General features: G+C 66.4%; 23 protein-coding genes. 15 read left to right on the top strand and 8 right to left on the bottom strand.

Going from position 1 to position 25,037, the window contains the following annotated elements:
* On the bottom strand, window positions 1-734 hold a 734-nt coding region (locus tag N7573_RS19585; protein WP_279943255.1), incomplete at its 3' end, for a 20S proteasome subunit A/B.
* A gap of 89 nt (window positions 735-823) precedes the next feature.
* Between N7573_RS19585 and folK the strand changes: the two genes are divergently transcribed.
* A complete protein-coding gene (gene folK, locus N7573_RS19580) occupies window positions 824-1,309 on the top strand; it encodes a 2-amino-4-hydroxy-6-hydroxymethyldihydropteridine diphosphokinase (protein ID WP_279913957.1) in 486 nt (161 codons plus the stop codon).
* Between the two features lie 31 nt (window positions 1,310-1,340).
* Here folK and N7573_RS19575 read toward each other — a convergent pair whose 3' ends face one another.
* Window positions 1,341-2,078 carry a pteridine reductase gene (locus N7573_RS19575; RefSeq protein WP_279913956.1) on the bottom strand — a complete coding sequence of 246 codons (738 nt, stop codon included), beginning with the start codon at window positions 2,076-2,078 and terminating at the stop codon, window positions 1,341-1,343.
* Between the two features lie 59 nt (window positions 2,079-2,137).
* Between N7573_RS19575 and N7573_RS19570 the strand changes: the two genes are divergently transcribed.
* Together N7573_RS19570 and N7573_RS19565 are read left to right on the top strand one after the other, a co-directional pair.
* A complete protein-coding gene (locus N7573_RS19570) occupies window positions 2,138-3,322 on the top strand; it encodes an SAM-dependent methyltransferase (RefSeq protein ID WP_189720043.1) in 1,185 nt (394 codons plus the stop codon).
* A complete protein-coding gene (locus N7573_RS19565; RefSeq protein WP_279913955.1) occupies window positions 3,319-3,711 on the top strand; it encodes a VanZ family protein in 393 nt (130 codons plus the stop codon). Before N7573_RS19570 ends, N7573_RS19565 begins: the two co-directional genes overlap by 4 nt.
* A gap of 145 nt (window positions 3,712-3,856) precedes the next feature.
* On the opposite strand, the gene N7573_RS19560 is transcribed toward N7573_RS19565, so the two are convergent.
* The 3 genes from N7573_RS19560 to N7573_RS19550 form a co-directional block, all read right to left on the bottom strand.
* Complete coding sequence (locus tag N7573_RS19560; protein WP_279943254.1) at window positions 3,857-6,214, bottom strand: family 20 glycosylhydrolase; 2,358 nt, start codon at window positions 6,212-6,214, stop codon at window positions 3,857-3,859.
* Between the two features lie 111 nt (window positions 6,215-6,325).
* Window positions 6,326-8,986 carry a TonB-dependent receptor gene (locus N7573_RS19555; protein WP_279912860.1) on the bottom strand — a complete coding sequence of 887 codons (2,661 nt, stop codon included), beginning with the start codon at window positions 8,984-8,986 and terminating at the stop codon, window positions 6,326-6,328.
* A 143-nt stretch (window positions 8,987-9,129) separates the two neighbouring features.
* Window positions 9,130-10,146, bottom strand: a complete 1,017-nt coding sequence (locus tag N7573_RS19550) for a glucokinase (RefSeq protein ID WP_279912859.1) — start codon at window positions 10,144-10,146, stop codon at window positions 9,130-9,132.
* 376 nt (window positions 10,147-10,522) lie between these two features.
* Here N7573_RS19550 and N7573_RS19545 point away from each other — a divergent pair, with 376 nt between their 5' ends.
* The 6 genes from N7573_RS19545 to N7573_RS19520 all read left to right on the top strand — a co-directional run bounded on the left by N7573_RS19545 (window position 10,523) and on the right by N7573_RS19520 (window position 19,511).
* Complete coding sequence (locus tag N7573_RS19545) at window positions 10,523-11,812, top strand: sugar MFS transporter (protein ID WP_032128949.1); 1,290 nt, start codon at window positions 10,523-10,525, stop codon at window positions 11,810-11,812.
* Between the two features lie 39 nt (window positions 11,813-11,851).
* A complete protein-coding gene (locus tag N7573_RS19540) occupies window positions 11,852-12,919 on the top strand; it encodes a LacI family DNA-binding transcriptional regulator (protein ID WP_006391719.1) in 1,068 nt (355 codons plus the stop codon).
* 7 nt (window positions 12,920-12,926) lie between these two features.
* Window positions 12,927-13,955, top strand: a complete 1,029-nt coding sequence (locus tag N7573_RS19535; RefSeq protein ID WP_279912858.1) for an SIS domain-containing protein — start codon at window positions 12,927-12,929, stop codon at window positions 13,953-13,955.
* A complete protein-coding gene (nagA, locus tag N7573_RS19530; RefSeq protein ID WP_279912857.1) occupies window positions 13,955-15,103 on the top strand; it encodes an N-acetylglucosamine-6-phosphate deacetylase in 1,149 nt (382 codons plus the stop codon). Before N7573_RS19535 ends, nagA begins: the two co-directional genes overlap by 1 nt.
* Window positions 15,103-16,170 carry a heparan-alpha-glucosaminide N-acetyltransferase domain-containing protein gene (locus N7573_RS19525; protein WP_279912856.1) on the top strand — a complete coding sequence of 356 codons (1,068 nt, stop codon included), beginning with the start codon at window positions 15,103-15,105 and terminating at the stop codon, window positions 16,168-16,170. Before nagA ends, N7573_RS19525 begins: the two co-directional genes overlap by 1 nt.
* A gap of 311 nt (window positions 16,171-16,481) precedes the next feature.
* Window positions 16,482-19,511 (top strand): autotransporter outer membrane beta-barrel domain-containing protein, encoded by a 3,030-nt coding sequence (locus N7573_RS19520; RefSeq protein ID WP_279912855.1) that lies wholly within the window; start codon window positions 16,482-16,484, stop codon window positions 19,509-19,511.
* A gap of 15 nt (window positions 19,512-19,526) precedes the next feature.
* On the opposite strand, the gene N7573_RS19515 is transcribed toward N7573_RS19520, so the two are convergent.
* Window positions 19,527-19,673 carry a hypothetical protein gene (locus tag N7573_RS19515; protein ID WP_277779312.1) on the bottom strand — a complete coding sequence of 49 codons (147 nt, stop codon included), beginning with the start codon at window positions 19,671-19,673 and terminating at the stop codon, window positions 19,527-19,529.
* A gap of 165 nt (window positions 19,674-19,838) precedes the next feature.
* Here N7573_RS19515 and N7573_RS19510 point away from each other — a divergent pair, with 165 nt between their 5' ends.
* The 6 genes from N7573_RS19510 (at window position 19,839) to N7573_RS19485 (ending at window position 23,402) form a co-directional block, all read left to right on the top strand.
* A complete protein-coding gene (locus N7573_RS19510) occupies window positions 19,839-20,873 on the top strand; it encodes a S41 family peptidase (protein ID WP_279912854.1) in 1,035 nt (344 codons plus the stop codon).
* A gap of 3 nt (window positions 20,874-20,876) precedes the next feature.
* The gene (locus N7573_RS19505; RefSeq protein ID WP_177179533.1) at window positions 20,877-21,125 is read left to right on the top strand and encodes a hypothetical protein; all 249 of its coding nucleotides are present in this window, start codon (window positions 20,877-20,879) and stop codon (window positions 21,123-21,125) included.
* Window positions 21,126-21,241: 116 nt separating this feature from the next.
* On the top strand, window positions 21,242-22,279 hold the full coding sequence (locus tag N7573_RS19500; protein ID WP_279912852.1) for a S41 family peptidase: 1,038 nt from the start codon (window positions 21,242-21,244) through the stop codon (window positions 22,277-22,279).
* A gap of 3 nt (window positions 22,280-22,282) precedes the next feature.
* Window positions 22,283-22,618 carry a hypothetical protein gene (locus tag N7573_RS19495; RefSeq protein WP_107432995.1) on the top strand — a complete coding sequence of 112 codons (336 nt, stop codon included), beginning with the start codon at window positions 22,283-22,285 and terminating at the stop codon, window positions 22,616-22,618.
* A 49-nt stretch (window positions 22,619-22,667) separates the two neighbouring features.
* Window positions 22,668-23,102, top strand: coding sequence for an SseB family protein (locus tag N7573_RS19490; protein ID WP_005419309.1), 435 nt, complete (start codon window positions 22,668-22,670; stop codon window positions 23,100-23,102).
* Window positions 23,103-23,204: 102 nt separating this feature from the next.
* Window positions 23,205-23,402: a hypothetical protein gene (locus tag N7573_RS19485; protein WP_125895627.1), complete on the top strand. Its 198-nt coding sequence runs from the start codon at window positions 23,205-23,207 to the stop codon at window positions 23,400-23,402.
* 46 nt (window positions 23,403-23,448) lie between these two features.
* Here N7573_RS19485 and N7573_RS19480 read toward each other — a convergent pair whose 3' ends face one another.
* Both N7573_RS19480 and N7573_RS19475 read right to left on the bottom strand, forming a co-directional pair.
* Window positions 23,449-24,669 carry a multifunctional CCA addition/repair protein gene (locus tag N7573_RS19480; RefSeq protein ID WP_279912862.1) on the bottom strand — a complete coding sequence of 407 codons (1,221 nt, stop codon included), beginning with the start codon at window positions 24,667-24,669 and terminating at the stop codon, window positions 23,449-23,451.
* 113 nt (window positions 24,670-24,782) lie between these two features.
* On the bottom strand, window positions 24,783-25,037 hold a 255-nt coding region (locus tag N7573_RS19475), incomplete at its 5' end, for a hypothetical protein (RefSeq protein ID WP_279943253.1).

Genomic DNA, 25,037 nt, shown 5'->3' with positions numbered 1-25,037 from the left:
AGGGTTTCCCAGGGGAAACGCGGCAGCGCGTCCATCGCCTGTTCCAGCCGCCGCGACCAGTTCTGGTGAATATCGGCATACAACGCCGAATCCGCGCCCAGCCGCAGCTGCTGGCCGATGCGCAGCTCGCCGTCGCGCAGCAGCGCCAGATCGATCGGCAGGCCCACCGACAGGTTGGAACGGATGGTGGAGTCCAGCGAGACGATCGCCGTACGCGCGGCATCCTCCAGGTGTGTGGCCGGGCTGAGGATGCGGTCGAGGATAGGTTTGCCGTACTTGGACTCACCGATCTGCAGGTATGGCGTCTCCGGCGAAGCAGCGATGGCGTTGCCGAGCGGGTAGATCATGTACAGCCCGGGACGCTCGCCGGCGATCTGGCCGCCGAAGATCAGCGTGGCCTGGGTGTTGACCCCGTCATGGCCGTGTTCGCTGTGGCTGCTGTGCACCTGGCTGTCCACCAGCAGCTGGCCGACGTACTCGGAGGCTTCGAACAGATGGGCCATGTCGCGCAGGTTGGGCGTGCGCCGTTCGGCGGCATCGCGCCCCAGGCGCGACACCAGCAGCTGGGTGGTGGCCAGGTTGCCAGCCGCCATCAGCACGTAGGCTGCCTGGCCGGGGTACTCGAACACGTGCAGCTTGCGGTGCACGCGCACATCGTCCAGCGAGGCATTGGTCCGGGTGTCGGCAGCGAAGACCAGGCCCTCGTCCACCTCGATTCCAACGCAATAGGTCATGTCGGTGCCCTATCATGTGCGTCCCGGATTGTAGGCAGGCCGCCGTGACGACGGCATGTCCACGCCCCCATCGCTGCCACCTGAACCGCATGACGACCGTGCTCCTGAGCCTGGGCAGCAATGTCCAGCCCCGCCGCTACCTCCACGCCGCGGTGGCGGCCCTGCGCGAGCGCTTCGGCGCGCTGCAGGTGTCGCCGGCCTACCGTACCGCCGCGGTCGGCTTCGATGGCCCGGCCTTCCTCAACAATGCAGTGGCGATCGAGACCGACCTGCCGCTGCAGGAACTGGACGACTGGCTGCATGCGCTGGAAGACGCGCACGGCCGCGATCGCAGCGGGCCACGCTTCTCCGACCGGACCCTGGACATCGACGTGGTGTTCTACGGCGACCTGGTGGTGGAAGGCCCTGGCCACCTGCGCATTCCGCGCCCGGAGCTGAAGCATGCCTTCGTGCTGAAGCCGCTGGCCGACATCGCGCCGGGCTTCATCGACCCGGTCAGCGGGTTGGACCTGGCAACGCTGTGGCGTGCGCACACGCAGTTTGGCGAGGCGTTCGAGGTGGTGGACCTGGAATGAGGGTGGTTGCCGGCTGCTGGCCGGCAACATTTCAACTGACCGTACGCCCACCATCCACGCGCAGGGTGTGGCCGGTGACGAAGCTGGCTTCGGCCACCAGCCAGTAGACCGCCTCGGCGATCTCCTCGACCGTGCCGATCCGTGCCAGCGGCGTGCGTGCCAACAGCGCCTCGCGGGCGAAATCGTCCTTGCCGTGTTCCGGCCACAGGATCGCCCCCGGCGCTACCGCATTGACCCGCACTTTCGGCGCCAGCTCCAGCGCCAGCGAGCGGGTGGCCATCTCCAGCGCGGCCTTGGCCATGGTGTAGGCGATGTGGTCGCGCATCGGGTCGGTGCCGTGCAGGTCGGTCAGGTTGACGATGCAGCCCTGCTGGCGGCGCAGGTAGGGCGCCGCCGCCTGTGACAGCAGCAGCGGCGCGCGCGCATTGACCGCATACAGCTCGTCCATCGCCTCGGCGGTGACCTGGCCGAGCGGGGTGGGGAAGAAGTTGGAGGCGTTGTTGACCAGTGCATCCAGTCGCCCGAAGTGGGTGACGGCCTGCTCCACCAGGTCGGCCAGGGCGTCGGCGTCGCGCAGGTCGGCCTGCAGGGCCAGCACGCTGCCCGGGCGCACGTTGTCGAAATCGAACGCGGCCTGCTGCAGCTCCGCGCTGGAGGTGTTGGCGTGCAGCACCACCGACCAGCCACAGGCATGGAACTGGCGGGCGATGGCTGCACCGATCCGGCGCGCGCTGCCGGTGATCAGGACCACGGGGTGGGTGTCGCTCATCGAGGGTCCTCCAAGGCTCGGCTATCCTGTGCACCATTGTCACCGCATTCGAAGACGCCATGCAGCCCACCTTCCCCTTGCCCGAAGCCGATGCCCTGGCCCACAGCGACCAGCTGGCCGCCGCCCTGCGCGCCGAAATCCTTGCGCAGGGCGGGGCGATGCCGTTCTCGCGCTTCATGGAACTGTGCCTGTACACCCCCGGCTGGGGCTATTACAGCGCCGGCGCCAGCAAGTTCGGTGGCAGCGGTGACTTCACCACCGCGCCCGAGCTCGGCAGCCTGTTCGCCGGCAGCGTGGCCAATGCGCTGGCGCCGGTGTTCGCCCAGCTGGGTACGCAGGCGCGCATGCTGGAGCTCGGCGGTGGTACCGGCGCCTTCGCCGAGGCGGTGCTGATGCGCCTGGCCGAGCTCGACGCACTGCCGTCGCGCTACGCGATCCTCGAACCCAGCGCCGACCTGCGCGAACGCCAGCAGCAGCGCCTGCAGCAGAACCTGCCGGCCGAGCTGGCGGCGCGCGTGGACTGGGTCGACCGCCCGTTCGAGGAGGACTGGGAGGGCGTGGTGTTCGCCAACGAGGTGATCGACGCATTGCCGACCCCGCGCTTCCTGATCCGGGATGGCGAGGTCTACGAGGAAACCGTGGAGCTGGATGCCGAAGGCAACTTCATCCGCGGCGCGCAGCCGGCCGACATCCTGCTCAATGGCGCGGTACGCCACATCGAGCGCTATCTGGAAAAGCCCTTCGCCGAGGGCTACCGCTCCGAAGTGCTGCCGCAGCTGCCGTACTGGCTGCAGGCGGTCGCCGGTGGCCTGCAGCGTGGCGCGATGCTGTTCGTCGACTACGGTTACAACCGCGGCGAGTTCTACCAGCACGACCGTGACGATGGCACCGTGCGTGCGTTCTACCGCCACCACGTGCACAACGACGTGCACCGCTGGCCGGGCCTGCAGGACATCACGGCGTCGGTGGATTTCACCGCGATGGCCGAGGCCGGCATGCACGGCGGTTTCGAGCTGGCCGGTTACTGCAGCCAGGCCAGTTTCCTGCTTGGCAACGGCCTGGACCAGGTGCTGCTGCTGGCCGAGGAACGCACCGATGAGGTCGGCCGCATCCAGCTGCGCGACCAGGTGAAGAAGCTGACCCTGCCGACGGAAATGGGCGAGCGCTTCCAGGCCATCGGCCTGCAGCGAGGCGTCGACTTCGAACCGGCCTTCGAGCTGGGTGACCTGAGCTGGCGCCTGTGAGCCACGCGTTGCCGGTGATCAAGCCGCTGCGGCGGCCCCGGCTCTGGGCCGCGCTGTGGGCGGCGGCAGTACTGCTGGTAATCGTGGTCTGCCTGATCCCACCGCCGCCGATCCCGCTGCCGGAAAACAGCGACAAGGGCGAGCACTTCCTCGCCTATTTCATCCTGGCCGGCAGCGCGGTGCAGCTGTTCCGTCGCGGCCGCCCGTTGCTGTGGGTGGGCCTGGGCCTGGTGCTGATGGGCATCGGCATCGAGTTCGCGCAGGGCGCACTGACCAGCAATCGCATGGCTGACCCAATGGATGCGCTGGCCAACACCATTGGCGTGCTGGCCGGCATGGCCACCGCACTGACCCCGATGCGCGACCTGCTACTGCGCTGGCGGGGGTAAAGGCGTGCCAACCAAGGTTGGCACCCACCTGTAGATCCACGCCATGCGTGGATGGAATCCGTAGATCCACGCCATGCGTGGCCATGCGTGGATGAACTGCCCGGGGTGCCGACCAAGGTCGGCACCCACCAGGACAGACCTGCCGTCATTTCCCCAGCGTGACCTCATCCAGCACCCACATCGCCGGGCGCGTGTCGCCGGTGAAGTTGATGCACAGATCACCCGTGCCCTGGGTGTCCTTCGGCAGCGTCGCACGCAGGGTCACGAAGCCATCGGCATCCGGCTTGGCCGGCAGCGGCACTTCGGCCAGCACCTTGCCGCTGCAGTCACCGCGACGCACCTGCATCTCGCCATGCGCGCGCTTGGCCTTCTCGAAGCGACGCTTGGGCTCGTCGTGGGCCAGCTGGAAGTAGTACGGGATGCGACCTGCACGCACTTCCACGCTGCCGATACCGTCCAGCTGCGCCTGCGGCCAGCGCCAGCACGGCTGGAAGATGTCCACGTTGAACACTGCACGGGGGCCCTCGCGCGGGCCATCGTCTTCCAGGCGCAGCACCAGTCCCTTCTTGCCCACGCAGCTGAGCAGTTCATCACTGCGGCGGCTGAACAGCGATTGCGCAGTGAAGTCCGCAACCGTCGGCTTCGCCGCCAGCATCTGACCCTGATAGAACGCAGCAGCCTGCACGGTGGTTGGCAGCTTTCCGGTCAGCGGCTGCTGGTACAGCGGCGACTGCGCGGTCACCGGCTGTCCGTCGGTGCTGTAGCGCACCTCATAGCCCAGCGGATTGGCCAGCGACACGGTCACGGTGTTCTTCGCGCGATCATCGGTATAGTCCACGCCTACTTCGAACGGGGTCTGCGCATAGGCCAGGCCCCAGGCACGGTAGCGCTGCAGCTGTGCCGGCAGGCGTGCGAGGAAATCGCGGAAGTCGCGATGTTCCGGCGTGCTCCAACCGGTCTCGGCCACAGCGGCCAGGCGCGGGAACAGGTTGTGCTGCAGGCGTGCATAGCTGCGCGTGTGCTCGGTGAACATGTTGGCCTGCAGGCCGAGAATGTGCCCGCGCTTGTCTGCGGCCAGTTCGGCCGGCACCGGCTCGAAGTTGTAGAGCTTGCCGAGATTGACCTGGGTCGGACGGCCCGGCGGTTCGTTCGGCGAGGCAGTCTGCAGGTAATCCAGGTACAGGTAGCCGACCGGCGACATGATCACGTCATGCCCGGCACTGGCCGCAGCGAGGCCACCTTCGGTGCCCTGCCACGACATCACCGTGGCCTGCGGCGGCAGACCACCTTCGAGGATCTCATCCCAGCCGATCAGGCGCCGGTCGTGCTCCTCCAGGAACGTCTCCAGGCGCTTGATGATGTGGCTCTGCATGGCCATCTCATCCTTGATGCCCAGTGCACGCATGCGCTGCTGCACCTGCCTGGAGGCTTCCCACTGGTCTTTCACTGCCTCGTCGCCACCTACGTGCACGTACTTGGCCGGGAACAGTTCGATCACTTCCTCCAGCACGTTCTCGAGGAAGGTGACGGTGCTGCCTTCCACGTTGAACAGGTTCGGAAACACGCCCCATTCGCTGATCGGCTTCAGCGGGGTATTGATCGAACCCAGCTCCGGATACGCGGCGATCGCTGCGGTCGCGTGCCCCGGCACATCGATTTCCGGAATCACCTGGATATGCAGCTTCGCGGCATAGGCGATCACTTCGCGGATCTGGTCCTGCGTGTAGAAGCCGCAGTACGGATGCTCCTGGCCGCTGACCGGATCGATGCCACCGTCGCCGGCAGGCAGGCGGCAGCTGCCCACTTCGGTCAGCTTCGGGTAGCGCTTGATCTCCATGCGCCAGCCCTGGTCATCGGTGAGGTGCCAGTGGAAGGTGTTGAGCTTGTGCGCAGCCATTGCGTCGAGCACGCGCTTGATCTCGTCAAGGCTCTGGAAATGCCGTGCCGAGTCGAGCATGAAACCGCGCCAGCTGAAGCGTGGCGCATCCTGGATCTGCACCGCTGGCAGCACCCCATTGCTGCCGCCGGTGGCGAGCTGGGCGAGGGTGGTCGCGCCATAGAACAGGCCGGTTTCGTTGCCGGCCTGCACCAGCACGCCCTGCGCGGTGCTTTCCAGCGTGTAGCTTTCGCCGCTGTCGCGGAAGGTGGGCACGATCTGGAAGCGGATGCTGCCGGTCTTGGCTGCAGCCTTGCCCTTGGCCAGGACCAGGCGCGGGCCACCACTGCGGGCCAACAGGTCGGCGAACTGGGCGGCGACGCGCTGCGCGACTTCGCCTTCGGCCTGCAGCACGGTGTCGGCGCGAACGGTGATGCCGCTGCCCTGGCCGGCCTGCACATTGCTGGGGGCGGGAATCAGCATCAGGCTGCCGGCGCGCAGCTGCGCGCCGGGTGCTTCAGCGGCAGGCGTGGGATCGGCGGCGAGTGCCGGCAGTGCCGGCAGCAGGGCGAGCAGGCTGCCCAGCAGCACTGCGCTGCGCGTCCGGGCGCGGGAAGGCTTGACCATCGGAACGACTCCTTGGAACGGTGCGATGAACGCTATACATGAAAAACGCCGGGCCCGGAATGACCCAGGCCCGGCGTGCGTGCACGACTCGGCGATGTTGCCGCCGCTGGATCAGTACTTGAAGCGGAAGTTGAGGTAGTACTGGCGACCGTTGCTGTAGAACGAGGTCGGGATGGCCGCGGTCTGGTAGTACTTGTAGGTCGGGTTGTTGAGGTTGAGCGCATCGAAGCTGATGCTCAGCCAGTCGGTGGCCTTGTAGCTCAGCGATGCCGACAGCGTGCCGAAGTCATCCTGGTAGTACGGGTTGGCACCGGACAGGCCGATCAGGAACGACGAACGGCGCGTGTAGCTGACGCGTGCACCGAAGGTGTCGTTCTCGAAGTAGGCACCCACGTTGTAGGTGTTCTTCGAAGTGCCGAGCAGGTTGTCGGTTCCATCGGCCCAGGTGTGCTCGGTGCTGCCATCAGCGTAGGTGTAATTGGCGTTGACGCCGAAGTACTCGCCGATCGGCTGCTCGTAGGCCACTTCGATACCGCGCACCTTGCCATCGGCGTTCTTCGGACGCGAGATGTCGTACTCCTCGAGCTGGTTGGTCAGCTCGCTGAACAGCATCTGCTTCTCGGTGCTGAAGGCCACGTAGTCCTTCAGGCGCATCGAGTACGCACCGACCGAAAGCATGCCGCGCGGCATGAAGTACCACTCCAGGTTGGCGTCGAAGTTGGTCGAGATCACCGGCTTCAGTTTCGGATTGCCGCCGCCGCCCTTTCGGTTCAGATCCGAGCCGTACGAAGACGCACCCAGTGCGGAGTAGTCGGGCAGGGTCTGGGTCTGCGAGGCGGCGAGGCGCAGCACCAGGTCGTCGCGCAGGTCGTACTTGAAGTTCGCGCTCGGCAGCACGCGGTTGTGCTTGTTCTCGAAGGCTTCGCGGGTCCACGCACCGAACAGGCTCTTCACGTCCGGCACGGTCGAGCCCATGGCGGTGGCGTAGGTATCGATGTCCTGCTTGATGTTGACGTAGCGCAGGCCGACGTTACCGCTCCAGCGGTCGCCGCTGAAGTTGCCCTGCACGTAGGCGGCGAAGTTCTTTTCGGTCACCTTCCATTCGGCGCCATAGTTGTGGCGGCCATCCGGACCGTCATTGCCCGACAGCCATTCGGAGTTGTTGGTCACCGCATTACGCAGTGCTGCCGGGGTGTAGTACCAGATGTTGCGTGGGAAGTTGCCGCCGATGTCGCCGGCGAAGCCACCCGGGTAGTTGGCGGTGGGGCTGCCGCGCAGGGCGTCCCAGATGTTGCCTGGGGTGGCGCCTTCCGGCGACTTTGCTTCACGCGTGTGGTCGGCGTAGCGCGCGCCGAAATCGATCGAGCTCAGCACGCCTGTGTTGAAGTACTGGCTGAAATCGACGTTGGCCCACTTTTCCTTGTCGATCGCAGTGACCTGCTGGTTGCCCCAGGTGCCGCCCCAGCTGGCGCCGGCAGGACTGATATCGCCCCCCACATTCCAGTCCACCGGCGAGCCGTTGCCATGGGTGGTCCAGCTGGCGCCGCCACCCTTTGCAGTCAACAGCTCGGCGATGTACTGGCGCGGCGTTTCGCCAGTGCCCTTGGTGGTACCGGCCTGGAACTTCGCAGTCAGGTTTTCGCTGACCTGCCAGTCGGCATCCAGGGTGATGTAGTTGGTCTTGGCCGTCGACTCGCGGTAGATCATGTCGTACACCGCGTAGTTGGTGTCGGGCATGCCCTTGTAGCTGGCCTGCGTCAGCACGCCATCCTTCACCACATAGCCCGGATCAGGCGCCTGCGACTTGCCGAAGCTGTTGCCGAACATCATGAAGTTGCGGTTGTAGTTGTTGGCTTTCAGCTTGGAGCTGAAGCCGCTGAGTACGAAGCTCAGATCATCGGTCGGCTTGAACTGCAGCGAGACCAGGCCACCCGTACGCTTGCGGGTCTGCTCGAACAGGGTTGAGCCCAGCAGGCCCGGAACCTGTACGCCGAGCAGATCCGGGTTGGTCTTGGCCACCGGATCGTTGGCTTCGATAGTGAAGAAGCCACCCGGAATTTCCTGCGCTTCGCGGCGCAGCTCGCGCTTCTGGCTGAAGGCCTGCAGCATCACGCCGAAGGTGCCTTCATCGTTCTTGTAGTTGAACAGCGCCGACAGCTGCGGGTCGTTCGACTTGGCTTGGTCCGAGCGCACCGCGCCGATCGAGCCTTCCGCGGTGAACTGCTTGGAGAATTCCAGCGGCTTGCGGGTGATGATGTTAACGGTACCGGTGGTGCCGCCGTCCTGCAGCTTGGCCTGCGAGGACTTGTTCACTTCCACCGAGCTGACCAGTTCCGACGGCAGCAGCGAGTAGCTGACGCTGCGGCCGACGTTGTTGCCCTGGCTGAGCACGAACCAGTCGGCCGAGCCGACGGTATGGCCGTTGATCAGGGTCTGGGTCAGGCTCGGGCTGGTGCCGCGCAGGCTGACACGGTCGGCTTCGTCGAAGCCGCCTTCGTCGGCGCTGGACGAGCTGATGTTCACACCCGGCAGGCGCTGCAGGGTGTCGGCGACGTTGTGCGCGGGCAGCTTGCCCACGTCTTCGGCGGTGACCACTTCCACGCGCGCATTGGCTTCGCGCTTGGTATCCAGCGACTTTTCCATCGAACCACGGATGCCGGTGACCTGCACGGTATCCAGGTCGGTGGCGGTCTGGGTGGCCTGCTGCGCGTGCGCGCTGAAGGCGAGGCAGCTGACGATGGCGGCCGAAAGCAGGGTCTTGCGGGTGTTCATGATGTCTCTCCTCATCACTCGATTGGATGCCGGCGGCGGTGTTCGATTACGGTTGCGATGACATGCGCGGGGCGGCGGCGAAGTCCCGTGCGTTGGCGTGCCACGTACTGCGTGCTGCGATTGCGTTGAAGCCTGTTGCGGTGTCAGGCGGCCGACTGCTGCAGGTACCAGCTGGCAGCGCCGACCACGCCCAGCTGGCCGTGCTCGACGACCTTCACCGGGATGCGTGCCAGCGCTTCGCCCATCGGTCCCTTCTGCAGGTAGCGGTCGACGAAAGTGCTGGCGTGCAGGTATTCACGGATCTGCGGCAGGATGCCGCCGGCCAGGTAGACGCCACCGTGGGCGCCGTAGAACAGCGCCATGTCGCCGATGGTGCTGCCGAGCAGGCCGCAGAACACATCCAGCGCCTGGCGCGCATGTGCATCGCTGTCGGCCATGGCCGCAGCGGTGACCGCGTCGGGGCTGGTCAGGCTCGGCGCCTGGCCCTGCAGTGCGCACACCGCGCGGTACAGGTTCATCAGGCCCGGGCCGGAGATCGCGTGTTCGATCGACACGTGCGCGCGGTCGCGCTGCATGTGGCGGACGATGGCCATTTCCAGTTCGGTGCTGGCTGCCAGGGTCGGCTGGCCGGCTTCGGTCGGCAATACCACCGGACCGTGCGCGGTGGGAATCCACAGCGCGGCGCCGAGGCCGGTGCCGGGGCCGACCACCAGGGTCGGGCCGCGGGCGGCGGTTTCCGGTCCGCACAGGTGCAGCACGCCACTGGCGTCAACCTGCGCGGCGGCGTAGGCCACGGCTTCGAAGTCGTTGACGATGTAGACCCGCTGCAGGCCGACGTCGGCTTCCACCTGGCGCGCCGACAGCGGCCACGGCAGGTTGGCGGTGATCACCGTGCCGTCCTCGCGTGCGTAGCCGGCACTGGCGACCACGCAATGCGTGGGCCGCGGGCCTTCGCCGAGGAAGTCGGACAGGATCGCGCTGAGGCCGGCATGGTCGGCGTTGCGGTATTTGCGGTACTCCAGCACCTGCACCGGATGGGCGGCATCACCGCTGGCCTGGACCCGGGCCACGCGCACATGGGTGCCACCGACGTCGGCGGCCAGGAACGTCGGCGCGACTCGGGACAGGACATGGGCCGGGGCGGGGTGGCTGGCGGTCACGCGGGCTCCTGCTGCAGGTGGGGCCGGCCCCGGGATCGGGGGCGGCGATTGGGGCGGAGTCTGTAACCCCGCTGACAACGATGTCAACGAGTTCGTGACACTTTCGTTGCTGCATCGCAACGAATGCGACATGCAGTAAACGTTTACATGGCGTGAGTGCGGGTTTCACGTGGGAACCGTTGCCGCACATGGGCCAAGGCCTTCGGCGCATTCAGCACGATGCGTTGCGATCGGGTTGCGCAGTGCAGCACGAGGTTCACAGGGCTGCGCGTGGAAGTTGACAAACCGCAGCTGTCCATCGAAAGAATGTGACAACGTTGTTCCCAGCCACTCTCCGACGCCGTGTTCTGCGGCCGTCGCCGCAGGAGCCCTCCTGATGTCCGCCGTCCCCGCTGCAAGCGCGCGCCCGAACGTGGCCACCTCCATCGCCATCGTTGGCGTGTTGTTCTTCCTGATCGGCTTCTTCACCTGGCTCAACGGCCCGCTGATCACCTTCGTCAAGCTCGCCTTTGAACTCAGCGAGGTCGGCGCCTTCCTGGTGCTGATGGTGTTCTACCTGTCCTACTTCTTCCTGGCCCTGCCGGCGTCCTGGATCCTGCGCCGCACCGGCATGAAAAAGGGCCTGAGCCTGAGCCTGCTGGTGATGGCCGGTGGTGCTGCGTTGTTCGGTGAGTTCGCCACCCAGCGCTGGTACCCGGGCGCGCTTGGCGGCCTGTTCGTGATCGGCAGCGGCCTGGCCCTGCTGCAGACTGCGATCAACCCCTACATCTCCATCCTCGGCCCGATCGAGACGGCGGCACGCCGCATCGCGCTGATGGGCATCTGCAACAAGATCGCTGGCATGCTGGCGCCGGTGCTTATCGGCACGCTGGTGCTGCACGGCATCGGTGACCTCGATGCGCAGGTGCAGGCGGCAGATGCGGTGACCAAGGCCGCGCTGCTGAACGAGTTTGCCGCCAAGATCCACACCCCGTACCTGGCGATGGCTGCGCTGCTGGTGGTGCTGGCGGTGGCGGTGCTGTTCTCGCCGCTGCCGGAAATCAAGTCGTCCGAAGCCAACGCCACGCCGGCGGCTGCCGGTGCCGCCGAGCGCCGCAGCATCTTCCAGTTCCCGCACCTGTGGCTGGGCGTGCTGTGCCTGTTCGTCTACGTGGGCGTGGAGGTGATGGCCGGTGATGCGATCGGCACCTACGGCCATGGTTTCGACCTGCCGCTGGACCAGACCAAGATGTTCACCTCGCTTACCCTTGGCGCGATGCTGGTGGGCTACGTGGTCGGCCTGCTGCTGATCCCCAAGGTCGTGTCGCAGTCGCGCTACCTGACCATTTCGGCGGTGCTGGGCGTGGTGTTCTGCCTGGGTGCCTGGGCCACCCACGGCTACGTTTCGGTGGCCTTCGTGGCCCTGCTGGGCTTCGCCAACGCCATGATGTGGCCGGCGATCTTCCCGCTGGCGATCCGCGGCCTGGGCCGCTTCACCGAAACCGGCTCGGCCCTGCTGGTGATGGGCATTGCCGGTGGCGCGATCATTCCGCAGCTGTTCGCCGTGCTCAAGCAGCACATCGACTTCCAGCTGGTGTTCGTGTTGCTGATGGTGCCGTGCTACCTGTACATCCTGTTCTACTCGGTGGTCGGCCACCGCGCCGGCCTGCCGCAGGACAAGGCCTGATCGGCGATGATGGACGGCAGCCAACCCCAGGGAAAACCCATGCGCAGAGCGACCATCAAGGACGTTGCGGAAAAGGCCAAGGTCTCGCTGAAGACGGTCTCGCGGGTGATCAACAACGAGCCTTCGGTGATGCAGGCCACCCGTGCGCGGGTGCTGCGTGCCATCGCTGAACTCGATTACGAACCCGATCCATCCGCGCGCAACCTGCGCAGCGGCACCACCTTCGTGATCGGGCTGGTCTACGACAACCCGAACCCGTACCACATCATCGGCGTGCAGAACGGCGTACTGGCCGCGTGCCGCGAGACCGGTTTCGGCCTGCAGATCCATCCCTGCGATTCCAGCTCGCCGCTGCTGGCCGATGAGCTGGCCGACTGGGTGCAGCGTTCGCGCCTGGCCGGGTTGGTGCTGACCGCACCGATGTCCGAGCGCCGCGACCTGATCCAGGCACTGACCGCGCGCGGCATCAAGCTGGTGCGCATCATTGCCGCCACCGAAGACCCGGCCGACGGCGCCTGCGTGTTCGTCGACGACCGCGAGGCCGCCTACGAGATCACCGAGCACCTGATCCAGCTGGGCCACCAGCGCATCGGCTTCCTCTGGGGCGGCATCTCGCACCGCTCATCGGGCGAGCGCTATGCCGGTTACGAAGCCGCACTGAAGGACTACGGCATGACCGTGGACAAGCACCTGGTGGTGCAGGGCGACTACACCTTCGACGATGGTTTCCGGGGCGCACGCCGCCTGCTGGCGCTGCGCGAGCCGCCCACGGCCATCTTCGGTTCCAACGACGAAATCGCCGCCGGTGTGCTGGCCGCCGCGAAGTCGGCGGGCATGAACGTGCCGTATGACCTGTCCATCGCCGGTTTCGAGGACAGCCCGTTCTCGCGCCAGTCGTGGCCGCCGCTGACCACCGCCAAGCAGGCCACCGAAGACATCGCCCGCCATGCCGCGCGCCTGCTGATCGCACAGCTGCGCAGCGACGCCTATGACGATGCGCCGGCACCGCTGCACAACCAGGGCTTCGTGCCGCAGCTGGTGGTGCGCGGTTCGACCGCGCCGATGCGCCCGGCCGGCGCACGCCCCCTTCCTTCCGATCCTGCCTGAGCCTGCCATGTCGCTGTCAGACCCCACGTCCACCCTGATGTTCGCCGAGGCCGCTGAAGCGGCCGACGTGGTCGCGCGCCAGTTCTCGCGCAACCACGCCACCATGGAAACCCTGGCCGCCAGCCTGCGCGCCGCGCCGCCGCCGTTCGTGGTCACCTGCGCACGCGGCAGCTCCGACCATGCCGCCACCTATGGCAAGTACCTGCTGGAAACCCAGCTGGGCCTGGTGGTGGCCTCGGCCTCGCCGTCGGTGGGGTCGGTCTATGCCGCACCGCTCCAGCTGCGTGGCGCGCTGTTCATCGTCATCTCGCAGTCGGGCAAGAGCCCGGACCTGCTGCGCAACGCGGAAGCTGCCAAGTCCGCCGGCGCGCGCGTGATCGCGCTGGTCAATGTCGAGGATTCGCCGTTGGCGCAGCTGGCCGACACGGTCATTCCGCTGCATGCCGGTGCCGAGAAGAGCGTGGCAGCGACCAAGAGCTACCTGGCTTCGCTGGCCGCACTGCTGCAGCTGGCCGCGTACTGGAAGCAGGACAGCAGCCTGCGCAATGCGCTGGATCTGCTGCCGGATGCGATGCGCGAGGCCTGGCAGTGCGACTGGACGCCGGTGACCGAGGGTCTGGTCGAGGCGACCAACCTGTTCGTGCTCGGCCGCGGGCTGGGCCTCGGCGCTGCGCAGGAAGCCGCACTGAAGTTCAAGGAAACCTGCAGCCTGCATGCCGAGGCCTACAGCTCGGCCGAGGTCAAGCACGGCCCGATGGCGCTGGTCGATCGCGGCTTCCCGGTGCTGGCCTTTGCCCAGCCCGACGAAACCGGCGCCGGCACTCGTGCGGTGGTCGAAGAATTTACTTCGCGTGGCGCGCAGGTGTGGATGGCCGGTGCCGGCGGCAACCTGCCGGTAGCGGCCGCGCCGCATCCGCTGTGCGCACCTCTGCTGACCGTGCAGAGCTTCTACCGCGCCATCAACGCGCTGGCGCTGCGTCGTGGCTTCAACCCGGATCTGCCGCCGCACCTGAACAAGGTCACGGAGACGGTGTGATGGCCACGGTCCTGCGCAATGCCCGCATCCTGGCAGGCGACGAATTCCGCGATGATCTGGCGGTGGTGATCGAGCACGGCCGCATCAGCGCGCTGCTGCCCGATGCAGCGCCGCAGCTGGGCCAGGCCGCCGAGCAGGTTGATCTGGGCGGTGGCTGGCTGCTGCCCGGTTTCATCGATGTGCAGGTCAATGGTGGCGGCGGCGCGCTGTTCAACAACACGCCGGACGTGGCGTCGCTGCGGACCATCGCGCAGGCGCACCGCCGCTTCGGTACCACCGCGATGCTGCCGACGCTGATCAGCGATGACGTAGGCGTGATGCGTGAAGCCATCGATGCGCTGCGCGAGGCGATCGCGCAGGGTGTGCCAGGCGTGATCGGCATCCATCTGGAAGGACCGTACATCGCGCCGGCCCGCAAGGGTACGCACGATGCCAGCAAGTTCCGTGTGCCAGACGAAGCAGAGATCGCGCTGGCCGCATCGCTGGACAACGGTGTGACACTGCTGACGCTGGCACCGGAACGCGTGCCGCTGGAGACCATTCGCGCGCTGGTCGAGCGCGGCGTGATCGTTGCCGCTGGGCATACCGCAGGCACCTACGAAGAGATCCGCGCCGGTCTGGATGCAGGCGTGCGTGGCTTCACCCACCTGTACAACGCGATGTCGCCGCTGCAGGGCCGTGAGCCCGGCGCGGTGGGTGCTGCGCTGGAGGACCGCGACAGCTGGATCGGCATCATCGTCGATGGCGTGCATGTGCATCCGGCCAGCCTGCGCGTGGCGCTGGCAGCCAAGCCGCGTGGTCGCCTGCTGTTGGTCACCGATGCGATGCCGCCGGTTGGCGCCGACGATCCCAGTTACGTGCTGTACGGCGAAACCATCACCGCCATCGACGGCGTGGTGCGCAATGCCGCCGGTTCGCTGGCGGGCTCGGCGCTGGACATGGCCACCGCGGTGCGCAACACCGTGCAGCTGCTCGGCCAGCCACTGGCCGAAGCCGCGCGCATGGCCTCGACCTATCCGGCGCAGTTCCTCAACGTTGACGATCGTCTGGGCCACATCGCCGAGGGCTACCAGGCCGACCTGGTGCTGCTGGACGATGCCCTGCAGGTGCGTGGCACCTGGATTGCCGGACAGTACGAGGCCGCCTGATGAACAGTATGCCGCCACGCCGGCTGGGCTCGATCGATGCCCTGCGCGGCATTACCGTGGCGGCAATGCTGCTGGTCAACAACCCGGGTGACTGGAGCGCGGTGTTCGCGCCGCTGCGTCATTCGGAATGGCATGGCTGCACGCCTACCGACCTGGTGTTCCCGTTCTTCCTGTTCCTGGTGGGCGTGTCGATGGCCTTCAGCGTGGCGCCACGCGCGCTGGACGCGTCGGCGCGACCGGCATTGGCACGCGGCGTGCTGGAGCGCGCACTGCGCATCCTGGTGGCCGGTGCGCTGCTGCACCTGCTGATCTGGTGGGCGCTGGATACCCATCACTTCCGCATATGGGGCGTACTGCAGCGGATCGCGGTATGCGCGGCGCTGGTGGGCGTACTGGCGGTGTATGCGCGTCCGCGCGCACAGGCGGCCGTACTGGTCAGTCTGCTGGTGGGGTATACCGTACTGCTGCTGGGCGTCGGCGATCTGGCGTCGTGGACCAATCCGGCCAGTCGTCTGGATACCGCGCTGTTCGCACCGTGGATCTACCAGTGGCATGCCGATACCGGGCTCGGACATGACCCGGAAGGATTGCTGAGTACGCTGGGCGCGCTGGCCAGCACGGTGCTCGGCCTGCTTGCCGGTGGCCTGCTGCGCAACGGGCGTTCGGCGGCATTGGCCGGGCTGGGCGTGGCGACCGCTGTGCTCGGCCTGTTGCTGGCCATCGTGTTGCCGCTGAACAAACAGCTGTGGACGCCCAGTTACGTGCTGTGGACGGGCGGTCTTGCGGCGCTGGTGCTGTGGCTGGGCCACGTGCTGATCGACCAGAAGGGCTGGCCCGCGCTGGGCCGGCGCTTCGGGGTCAATGCAATCACCGCCTATCTGGGCGCATCGGTGATGTCGGTGGTGTTGATGGCGACCGGCGCCTGGGGCTGGATCTGGCAGCATCTGGCCACGGCGATGCCGCAGGCGCTGGAACTGGCGTCGATGCTGCAGGCGCTGGTGTTCGTCGCACTGTGGTGGGGCGTGGCGTGGTGGCTGGACCGGCGGAAGATCTATCTGAAGATCTGATGGCGCCTAATCCACGCATGGCGTGGAACTACTGGCGATGCGCTTCATTGCCACGTGGCGTGGATCAATCGGGCGGGGCGCGATGGGTCAGTAGATCCACGCCATGCGTGGATGCTTTGCGCGTGATTCCCAAGTGCCGAAAAAATGAACGATTTCAGCCACATCACATTGGCGTGAGGACCGGGCGATTTCACATCTGAACTGTGATTCTCTGCACGCAAGTTCACCTGTCGAAACGGTTCACCACACGGCAGACTGCAAGCGCAGTGCCGCACATACGCAGTTCCTGATTTCCCGTCCAGGAGTGCCCCATGTCCCGTGCCGTTCCGCGTGCGTTCCGCCCGCGCCGCCTTGCTGTTTCCGTGTTGCAGGCCCTCGCCGTTCCGTCCCTGCTTCTGACGACCGCCAGCGTCGCCTGGGCGGGCTGCAACAACCCGGCACCGACCGCCGGCCAGACCGTCACCTGTGATGCCAACGCACCGAATCCGCAGACCGTTCCCGTTGCCGCCAGTGGCGCGGCCGGAATCACCGTCAACATCGGCAATGGTGCCCAGTTGCAGCAGAGTGGTGGTGGATCGGCCCTCGTGCTGGTCGGTGCCGGTGGTCACCTGCTGTCAAACCAGGGCACGATCAGTTCGGTGGGCGGTGCGGCCGTGCAGCTTGGGGGCGGCAGCCGCGTCGACAACCGCGGCAGCATCAGCACCGGCAACAACATTGCCCTGCAGTTCATCGGCGCAGGCGACAGCGTGCTGGTCAATCGGGGAACGATCAGTGGTCAGACCGGCGTGCAGTTCGATGCGGGCAACGATCGCCTCGAGATGCAGGCCGGCAGCATCACCGGAGGCGTACTGCAGGGCGATGGAAACGATGTGCTGCTGCTCAGTGACGGCACGATCGACAGCGTCGACCAGGGCGGTGGCGATGACCAGATGACTGTCACCGGCGGCACCGTCACCGGCGTGGTGGTGCAGGGCAGTGGCCGCGATGATTTCGTCATGAGTGGCGGCACGATCGGCGCGCTGCAGCAGGGCGACAACATCGATACCTTCCGCATGAGCGGTGGCCGCATCGTCGGTGCGTTCGAGGATGGCGACCAGGCCTGGATGACCGCTGGCCGCATCGGCCGCGTCAACATGAAGCTGGACAAGAATCTGTGGGATCAGTCCGGCGGCATCGTTGAGGGCAACGTGGTCACCGGCTTCGACACCGACACCATCATCATCTCGGGTACGGCCTACATCGGCGGCAACATCAGTGTCAGTGGTGGTGCCGACAGCGTGACCATCACCGATGGCACCGTGCGCGGCCAGGTACTGCTCAGCACCGGCAACGACACCTTCAACTGGAACGGCGGCGGCATCGTCTACGGCGCGATCGACATGGGGCCGGACAACGACGTGGCCAACCTCAGCAACCTCAACCAGGGCAACCTTGGTGCAGTGCCGCTGTTCGACGGTGGCAGTGGCATCGATCAGCTCAACTTCAACAACGTCAAGGCTGCGGGCGTGGGACGCTTCCAGAACTGGGAGACAATCAGCCTGGCCAACAGCACCGAGCTGACCTTCGATGGTGATCTGGTGCTGGGTGACAGCGGAACCGGCACCGGCACGCTCACGGTGGATGACACCAGCACTGTCTACGCGGGCAGTGGCGGCTATGCCGTCCGTCCGTTCAACAGTGGCACACTGGTGGAGATGGTCAATGCCGGGCGCATCGACCTGACCGGTACCGGCGCTGGCGACGTGTTCACAGTGCGTGGCAACTACCGCGGTGACGGCGGTGGCCTGTACCTGCGTACCGTGCTCGGCGCGGACAATTCCACCAGCGATCGACTGGTGATCGATGGCGGTGCCGCCACCGGCACGACCGGCATCGGCGTCATCAACGCTGGAGGCAGTGGAGCGGCCACGTTGGCCGATGGCATCCTGGTGGTGCAGGCCTTGAATGGTGGTCGCACCGCGCCGGGCGCGTTTTCGCTGTTCGCACCGGTGGCAGCCGGTGCCTACGAGTACTTCCTGTTCAAGGGCGGTGTCAGTGCCGGTACCAGCGAGAACTGGTACCTGCGCTCGACCGTGGTGGCCGGGCCTGCACCGGCGCCCAACGGAAGCGGTATCAATGGCGTGCCGCCGCCGCCGACGCCACCCGTCGCACCCCCACCACCGATCACCCCAGCACCGCCACCGCCGCCCGAAGGTGCCACCGATCCGGATCTGACCGCAGGCGAGACCGCACCGCCACCACCGCCGCCGGAACCCGTGCCGGTGGCGCCGCCCAGTGATCCGGCGGTGCCGGACGTACCGGTGGCGGGTGGCAGCCTGCCCGGTACAGGTGCGCCGCCGACGCCGGGCGCGCGCCCCGCCGAGGGCGCAGTGGTGCCGCTGTACCGCGTGGAAACCGCCACCTACGCCGTGGTGCCGCCGCTGCTGCGCGAGACCTCGCTGGCCAGCCTCGGCACGTTCCATGAGCGGCAGGGCGAGCAGCGCCTGCTGTACAACCAGGGCGCATTCCGCACGGCCTGGGGCCGTCTGGTGGGGCAGAGCAGCGAGATCCATTGGAAGGGGGATGCGCAGCCCGGCTTTGATGGCGATGTGATGGGCCTGCAGGCCGGCCTCGATGTGTGGGCTGCTGCCTCTGACAACCACCGCAACCAGATCGGCGTGTTCGTCGGCCGCACCCGCGCGCAGGGCAAGACCACCGGCCTGGCACTGGGCTGGGAGAACGTGCAGTTAGGCCAGAGCCGCCTGGACGACAAGCACGTGGGCCTGTACTGGACCTTCACCGACAGCAGCGGTGGCTACATCGACGCCGTGGCGATGCAGAGCCGCTACGACGGCCGCGTACGCTCCTCGCGTGGGCTTGGCTTCGGGATCAAGGGCGATGGCACCAGCGTGTCGGTGGAGGCGGGCAAGCCGCTGCTGCACTTCGGTCAGTCCGCATGGTGGCTGGAACCGCAGGTGCAGGTGATCTGGCAGCGCACCGCGCTGGACGACCGCCGCGATGAAGTATCGAGCGTGCGTTTCGACAACGACAATGCCTGGACCGGCCGCATCGGCCTGCGCCTGGCCGGCGATTACCAGTTGGCCGACAACGGCTGGCAACCGTACTTCAAGCTCAACTACTGGCACGGCCGTTCAGGCGAGGACCGCGTCGGCTTCGACAACGACACGATCATCAATTCGCAGCGCTCGCGTGCACTGGAAGCAGGCGTGGGTGTGGTCGGGCGCTTCAACCGCACCATCAGCGCCTATGCCGTGGCCGACTACACGCGCGAGCTGGGCGGCGACCGCAACGAGAAGCGCCGCATCATCGAAGGCAACATCGGCCTGCGCGCGGACTGGTAGCGCCGGGTATGGATTTCATGACCCGCTCTGTGAGGTGTCGACCTTGGTCGGCACAGATTCCACCGGCGCCATGACCTTGCTCTGGTGGGTGTCGACCTTGGTCGGCACAGATTCCACCGGCGCCATGACCTTGCTCTGGTAGGTGCCGACCTTGGTCGGCACGACTCTCTCCGCTGCCATGACCCTGTAGAGCCGAGCCATGCTCGGCTGCTTCGGTCCAATCCCACAGAGCCGAGCATGGGCTCGGCTCTATAGAACACTGGTGCGTGGCGAGATCGATCCCGCCACGGCTATCCTATGGCTTCGATACATGACAAGGAGTCGTCGATGCTGGACCTAAGGAATGTTCGTGCCGCCATGCTCGCCATGCTGCTGCTTTCATCTGCGGCCGCTGTTGCAGAGGAAACAGTGGAGCTGCCGTCGCCCGAAGCGCGTGAGCAGATGCTGCAATTGTTGGAAACCCAGTCCTTGTACCGTGGCCGCGTCGATTGGAACGACGTGCGCGCGCGCCTGAACGCCGCAGGTGATGACCGCGCACAACAGCGCCGTGTTCTGGATGAGGCCGCCGCACGCAGCAGCGGAGGCCACGGCCGTTGGTTTTCACCAAGCGAGCAGCGTCAGCGCTCCGAACGTGCTCAGCGCTTGAATGCCGCTCAGGCGACCGACCTCGCTGTCCCCAGGCACGCCAATCCCCGCATCGGCGTGCTGCGGGTGAGCCCCTTCGTGGAAGATCTGCAACGCAGCGAATCGGAACGTTATGATGCACGCAAGGTCTACGCGCTGGCGTTGCAGGAGCGTATCGCTGGCCTGGATGACGGCATGCGGTGCGGCTGGGTAGTGGATGTAAGCAGCAATGGCGGCGGCAACATGTGGCCGATGTTGTTTGGTTTGTTGCCATTGCTGCATGGAACGCCGGATACGCAGGGGGCGTTGATCGGCGCTTTCCGTAGTGCCAATGGATTGCTGTGGTGGCGGCAGGCGGAAGGTGAAGTCGTGCAAGGCAACGCATCGATGCTGCGTTCACGACAGGGCGCGTATCGGCTGCGTGCGGGCACGGCACCGGTGGCGGTGGTGATGGGGGCAGGCACTGCCAGCTCCGGCGAAGCAGTGGCACTTGCGTTTCGAAGGCAACCAGGGAGTCGTAGTTTCGGTCAGCCGAGCGCGGGCTTTTCTACCGGCAATCGACCGACGACGCTGGTGGACGGTACCACCTTGCTGTTGACCCACAACGTCATGACCGACCGTAACGGCCAGGGCGACGGTGGCAGGATGCAGCCGGATCAGGCTACCCCCAGCGGACCAGCCACCCTTGCCGCCGCCCAAGCCTGGCTGCTGGCCCAGCCCGCCTGCCAGAGCCGCTGATCGATGATCCTGATCGGCCAGCAGGAACGGGTGATGGTGGTCGGCCCCACCGAAGCGCACCACTGCCTGCGCTGCCAGACGGAAACCGAGTTCGCCCCCCAGCTGCGCTACAAGATGGCGCGCATCGACCTGCTGTTCGCCTCACCTACCATCGCCGCTACGAGACCCGCTCTGGTAGGTGTCGACCTTGGTCGGCACAGATTCCACCGGCGCCATGACCCTGTAGAGCCGAGCCATGCTCGGCTGCTTTGATCGTGTCCCATGCAGCCGAGCATGGGCTCGGCTCTACAACGGCTATCCGCATAATGGCGCGGCATGATTCGCCACGGTTATGCTGTGAACCTGACCCAACGACAAGGAAACGTCGCATGCAGATGTGCAAGGGAGTGCCTGGGAATGGCGCGCTGATACTGACCCTTCTGGCAGCCAACGCAACGGCCGCCATCGCGTCCACCACCGAAGTACCTTCGCCGGAAGCGCAGGTACAGATCCTGGATCTGCTCGAGCATGAAGCCTTGTACCGCGATAAAGTGGACTGGCCTGCCGCTCGTAAGCGACTGGCGTCGTTGCAGGCGTACCCGGGTGCGTTGCATACCGCTCTGCGTGAGATCATCGTGGAGAGCACCGGGGGGCATGGTGTCTGGATGACGCTTGCACGCAAGCGTGAAGCCACGGAGCGCTCGAAGCAGGTCGGCGCTGAGGCCGTTGCCAAGGCGAAAGTGACTGGTGCCGTCGATGCACGCATTGGCTGGGTGGTCATCGAAGGCTATGCCGCCACGCCGGGGGCTGCGCGGCAGGACGAGTTCAATCAGGACATCCAGCGCGCGCTGCAATGGCAGGATGTCATCCGTGGCAAGGAAAGCGGCGATCGCTGTGGCTGGATTGTCGATCTGCGCAGCAACCATGGGGGCAACATGTGGCCGATGCTGCTGGGTGTTGCGCCGTTGCTGCGCACGTCGTCGACAGGCGTGGAAGAGGTCGGGTGGTTTGCTACTGCCCACGGGTCGCGGCGCTGGAGTCTGACGCCGACCATGGTGCAGGTTGATGGTCGTCCCAGGCTGGGATTCGGTCGACCGGGGTATTCCCTCAAGCAGCCCGGCGCGCCCGTCGCCGTTCTGGTCGGGTCGAATACCGCCAGCTCTGGCGAAGCGACGATGCTGTCATTCAGGGGGCGCCCCCAGACGCGGAGTTTCGGGCAGTCGACAGCGGGCTTCTCGACAAGCAACGATACGCGGCCCTTGGTGGATGGCAGTGTGTTGGCGGTGACGACCGCGGTGATGAAAGACCGCACTGGCGCTGGCGCCGGTGCCAGGATTACTCCGGATGAATTGACGACAGGCGATGCGGCCACCCTTGCCGCCGCCCAAGCCTGGCTGCTGGCCCAACCCGCCTGCCAGGGCCGCTGATCCATGATCCTGATCGGCCAGCAGGAACGGGTGATGGTGGTCGGCCCGACCGAAGCCCACCACTGCCTGCGCTGCCAGACGGAAACCGAGTTCGCCCCCCAGCTGCGCTACAAGATGGCGCGCATCGACCTGCTGTTCGGCCTCACCTACCATCGCCGCTACGAGCTGGCCTGCTGCCGGTGCGGGCACGGCTGGGTGCTGGATACCGAGACCATGGACCAGCAGCTGGGAGGGGTGCCGATCCCGTGGCGGCACCGCTTCGGCCTGCCGCTGATGCTGGTGGTGGTGGCCGGTCTGGCGGCGCTGGGCTGGCTGTGGCGTCATGGATTCCTCGGTTGAGGAGCGGGCCTGTTAAAGTCTGCCCTGCAATCACGTACCGGAACCGACCATGGACCACGACACCCCGTTCGAACCCCTCAACGACCTCGAGGTGCGCCTGCTGCAGGCCCAGGACGGCACGCTGACCGCAGCGCAGTTCCTCGACGGCCTGCTGACCTCGACGGCGTTCGTGCTGCTGGACAAGGCCATCGGCGAAGATGGCGCCTGGGACGAGAGCATCTCGCCGCTGGTGCTGACCAGCGAGAGCGGCGAGCCGATGTTCGCGGTGTTCACCGCCCCCGAGCGCGCCGGCCTGTGGCACGAGCAGCTGCCGCAGTTTGCCCATGCCATGCCGATCGCGGTGCACGCGTTGCTGGCCGGTATCGGCGACGGCGTCGGCCTGGTGCTGAACCCGGGCCTGGACGTGGGCATGGAGATGATTCCCGATGCCGTGGCCCAGCTAAAGCAGCGTGCAGCGGCGATCACCCGCGGCATGGCGCACTGAATCCAGGGATTGTCTGGTTGCCGGCCAGCGGCCGGCACTACCCGTGATGCCGGACGGCGGCGATGGCTTGCAAGTGCGTCCTGTTCAATGGAGAGGAGCATCGTGGGCAAGCGTTCTAACCGATCGCTGTGGGTCTATGAGATCGGCCTTCTTGCGGGTTTGGCACTGGCAGCTGCGTTCATCACCCGGTTCAATCCGGTGGAGACGCTCCGGTTGGGTGGTTGGCTCTTCCTCTTGATGCAACCTATCTTGTTGGGTGCTCATGCAGTCGACCACTTCTCGCGCAAGCGTCGTCGATAGACGGGCGATGTGAAGGTGCCGGCCAGCGGCCGGCACTACCAGGGCTTCAGCGGGCGGCGGCGATGGCTTTTACCCGCGCCTTGGCCAGCGCTTCGCCGATGGCGGGACCCTTAAGGTGCGTCGTATCCAGATCCCGCGCCTGCACTGACAGCGCCGCCTGGTGCAGGCGCTTGAGCGTTTCGCCCTGTGGGTAGTTGGCGTCCTCGAAACCGAGCCGGCCGCGCTTGTCGGCCTCGCAGCACAGTGCGATGCGGGCCACGCGTTCCGGCCGGCGCAATGCATCGCAGCGGCCCAGCAGTTCCAAGACGGTGGCATCGCGCAGTTCGTCGATGCGGTGCACGTTCAAGTGCTCGCGGCAGACCGCTTCGGCCAGTTGCTGGTGCTCGGTGGGAATCTTCAACCGCGCGCACAATGCCTTCAGCGGTTTGATGCCGCGCTGCTCGTGCATGATGTGGCGTGGCCATTCCTCCGGCGGGGTCAGGCCCTTGCCGAGGTCGTGGGTGAGTGCAGCGAAGCCGACCAGGTCATCACCCGGTGCCAGCTTCGCGGCCATGTCGCTGACCATTTCCTGGTGGATGCCGGTATCGACTTCCGGGTGGAATTCGGCACGCTGCGGCACGCCATACAGCGCTTCGAGCTCGGGCAGGATCGGGCCCAGTGCCTGCGCATCGTGCAGCGTGCGCAGGAAGGCGGAGGGCCGTTCACTGACCAGCGCCTTGCGCAGTTCCTGCCAGACGCGTTCCGGCACCAGCGCGTCCAGCTCGCCACTGGCGGCGACCTCGCGCATCAGCGCCATGGTCTCTTCGGCGACGGTGAAGCCCAGTGGCGCGAAGCGCGCCATGAAGCGCGCCGCGCGCAGCACGCGCAGTGGATCTTCCACGAACGCAGGGCCGACGTGGCGCAACACGCGCTGCTCAAGATCGCGAACGCCACCGTAAGGATCGACCAGCGTGCCGGTTTCCTCATCGCAGGCGATCGCGTTGATGGTGAAGTCGCGGCGCTGCAGGTCCTCTTCCAGCGTCACCGCCGGATCGGCATCGACCACGAAGCCGCGATAGCCACGGCCGGATTTGCGCTCGGTGCGCGCCAGCGCGTATTCCTCGCCGGTCTTCGGGTGCAGGAACACCGGGAAATCGCGGCCCACCGCAGTAAAGCCCTGCGCTTCCATCTGCGCGGGCGTGGCACCGACCACAACCCAGTCACGGTCGCCGGCCGGGCGCTGCAGCAGGCGGTCGCGCACGGCGCCGCCGACAAGATAGATCTTCATGGGAGGATGATCGCACGGTAGGTGCATGAGCATCGGTAGTGCCGGCCGCTGGCCGGCAACCCTTGGACAATGGCGGTTGCCGGCCAGCGGCCGGCACTACCGATGAAGAGGAATCACGGCAGGCCGCGCCACTCCGGCACGAACAGGCCAGCCAGGAACCACAGCCCGTAGACGATCCACAGGCAGAGGAAGTAGAGCTTGATCTGCGCTTCGTCCCACAGGCTGCCCCAGCTGTCGACGAAGGCCAGCGACTTCCAGCCTTCCATCCAGGCCGCGCCACCCCAGCGCAGCACCCAGGTGGCGAACAGGCTCCAGGCGGCGAACATCCCGATCCAGGCCAGCAGGCTCATCGCTTTCCCTCCCCAGGG

It is taken from the genome of Stenotrophomonas sp. GD04054 (genome assembly GCF_029836955.1).
In the GTDB taxonomy this organism is placed as follows: domain Bacteria; phylum Pseudomonadota; class Gammaproteobacteria; order Xanthomonadales; family Xanthomonadaceae; genus Stenotrophomonas; species Stenotrophomonas maltophilia_A.
Note: the sequence above shows the minus strand (reverse complement) of the source record. Positions and strands in the feature narration are given on the sequence as shown.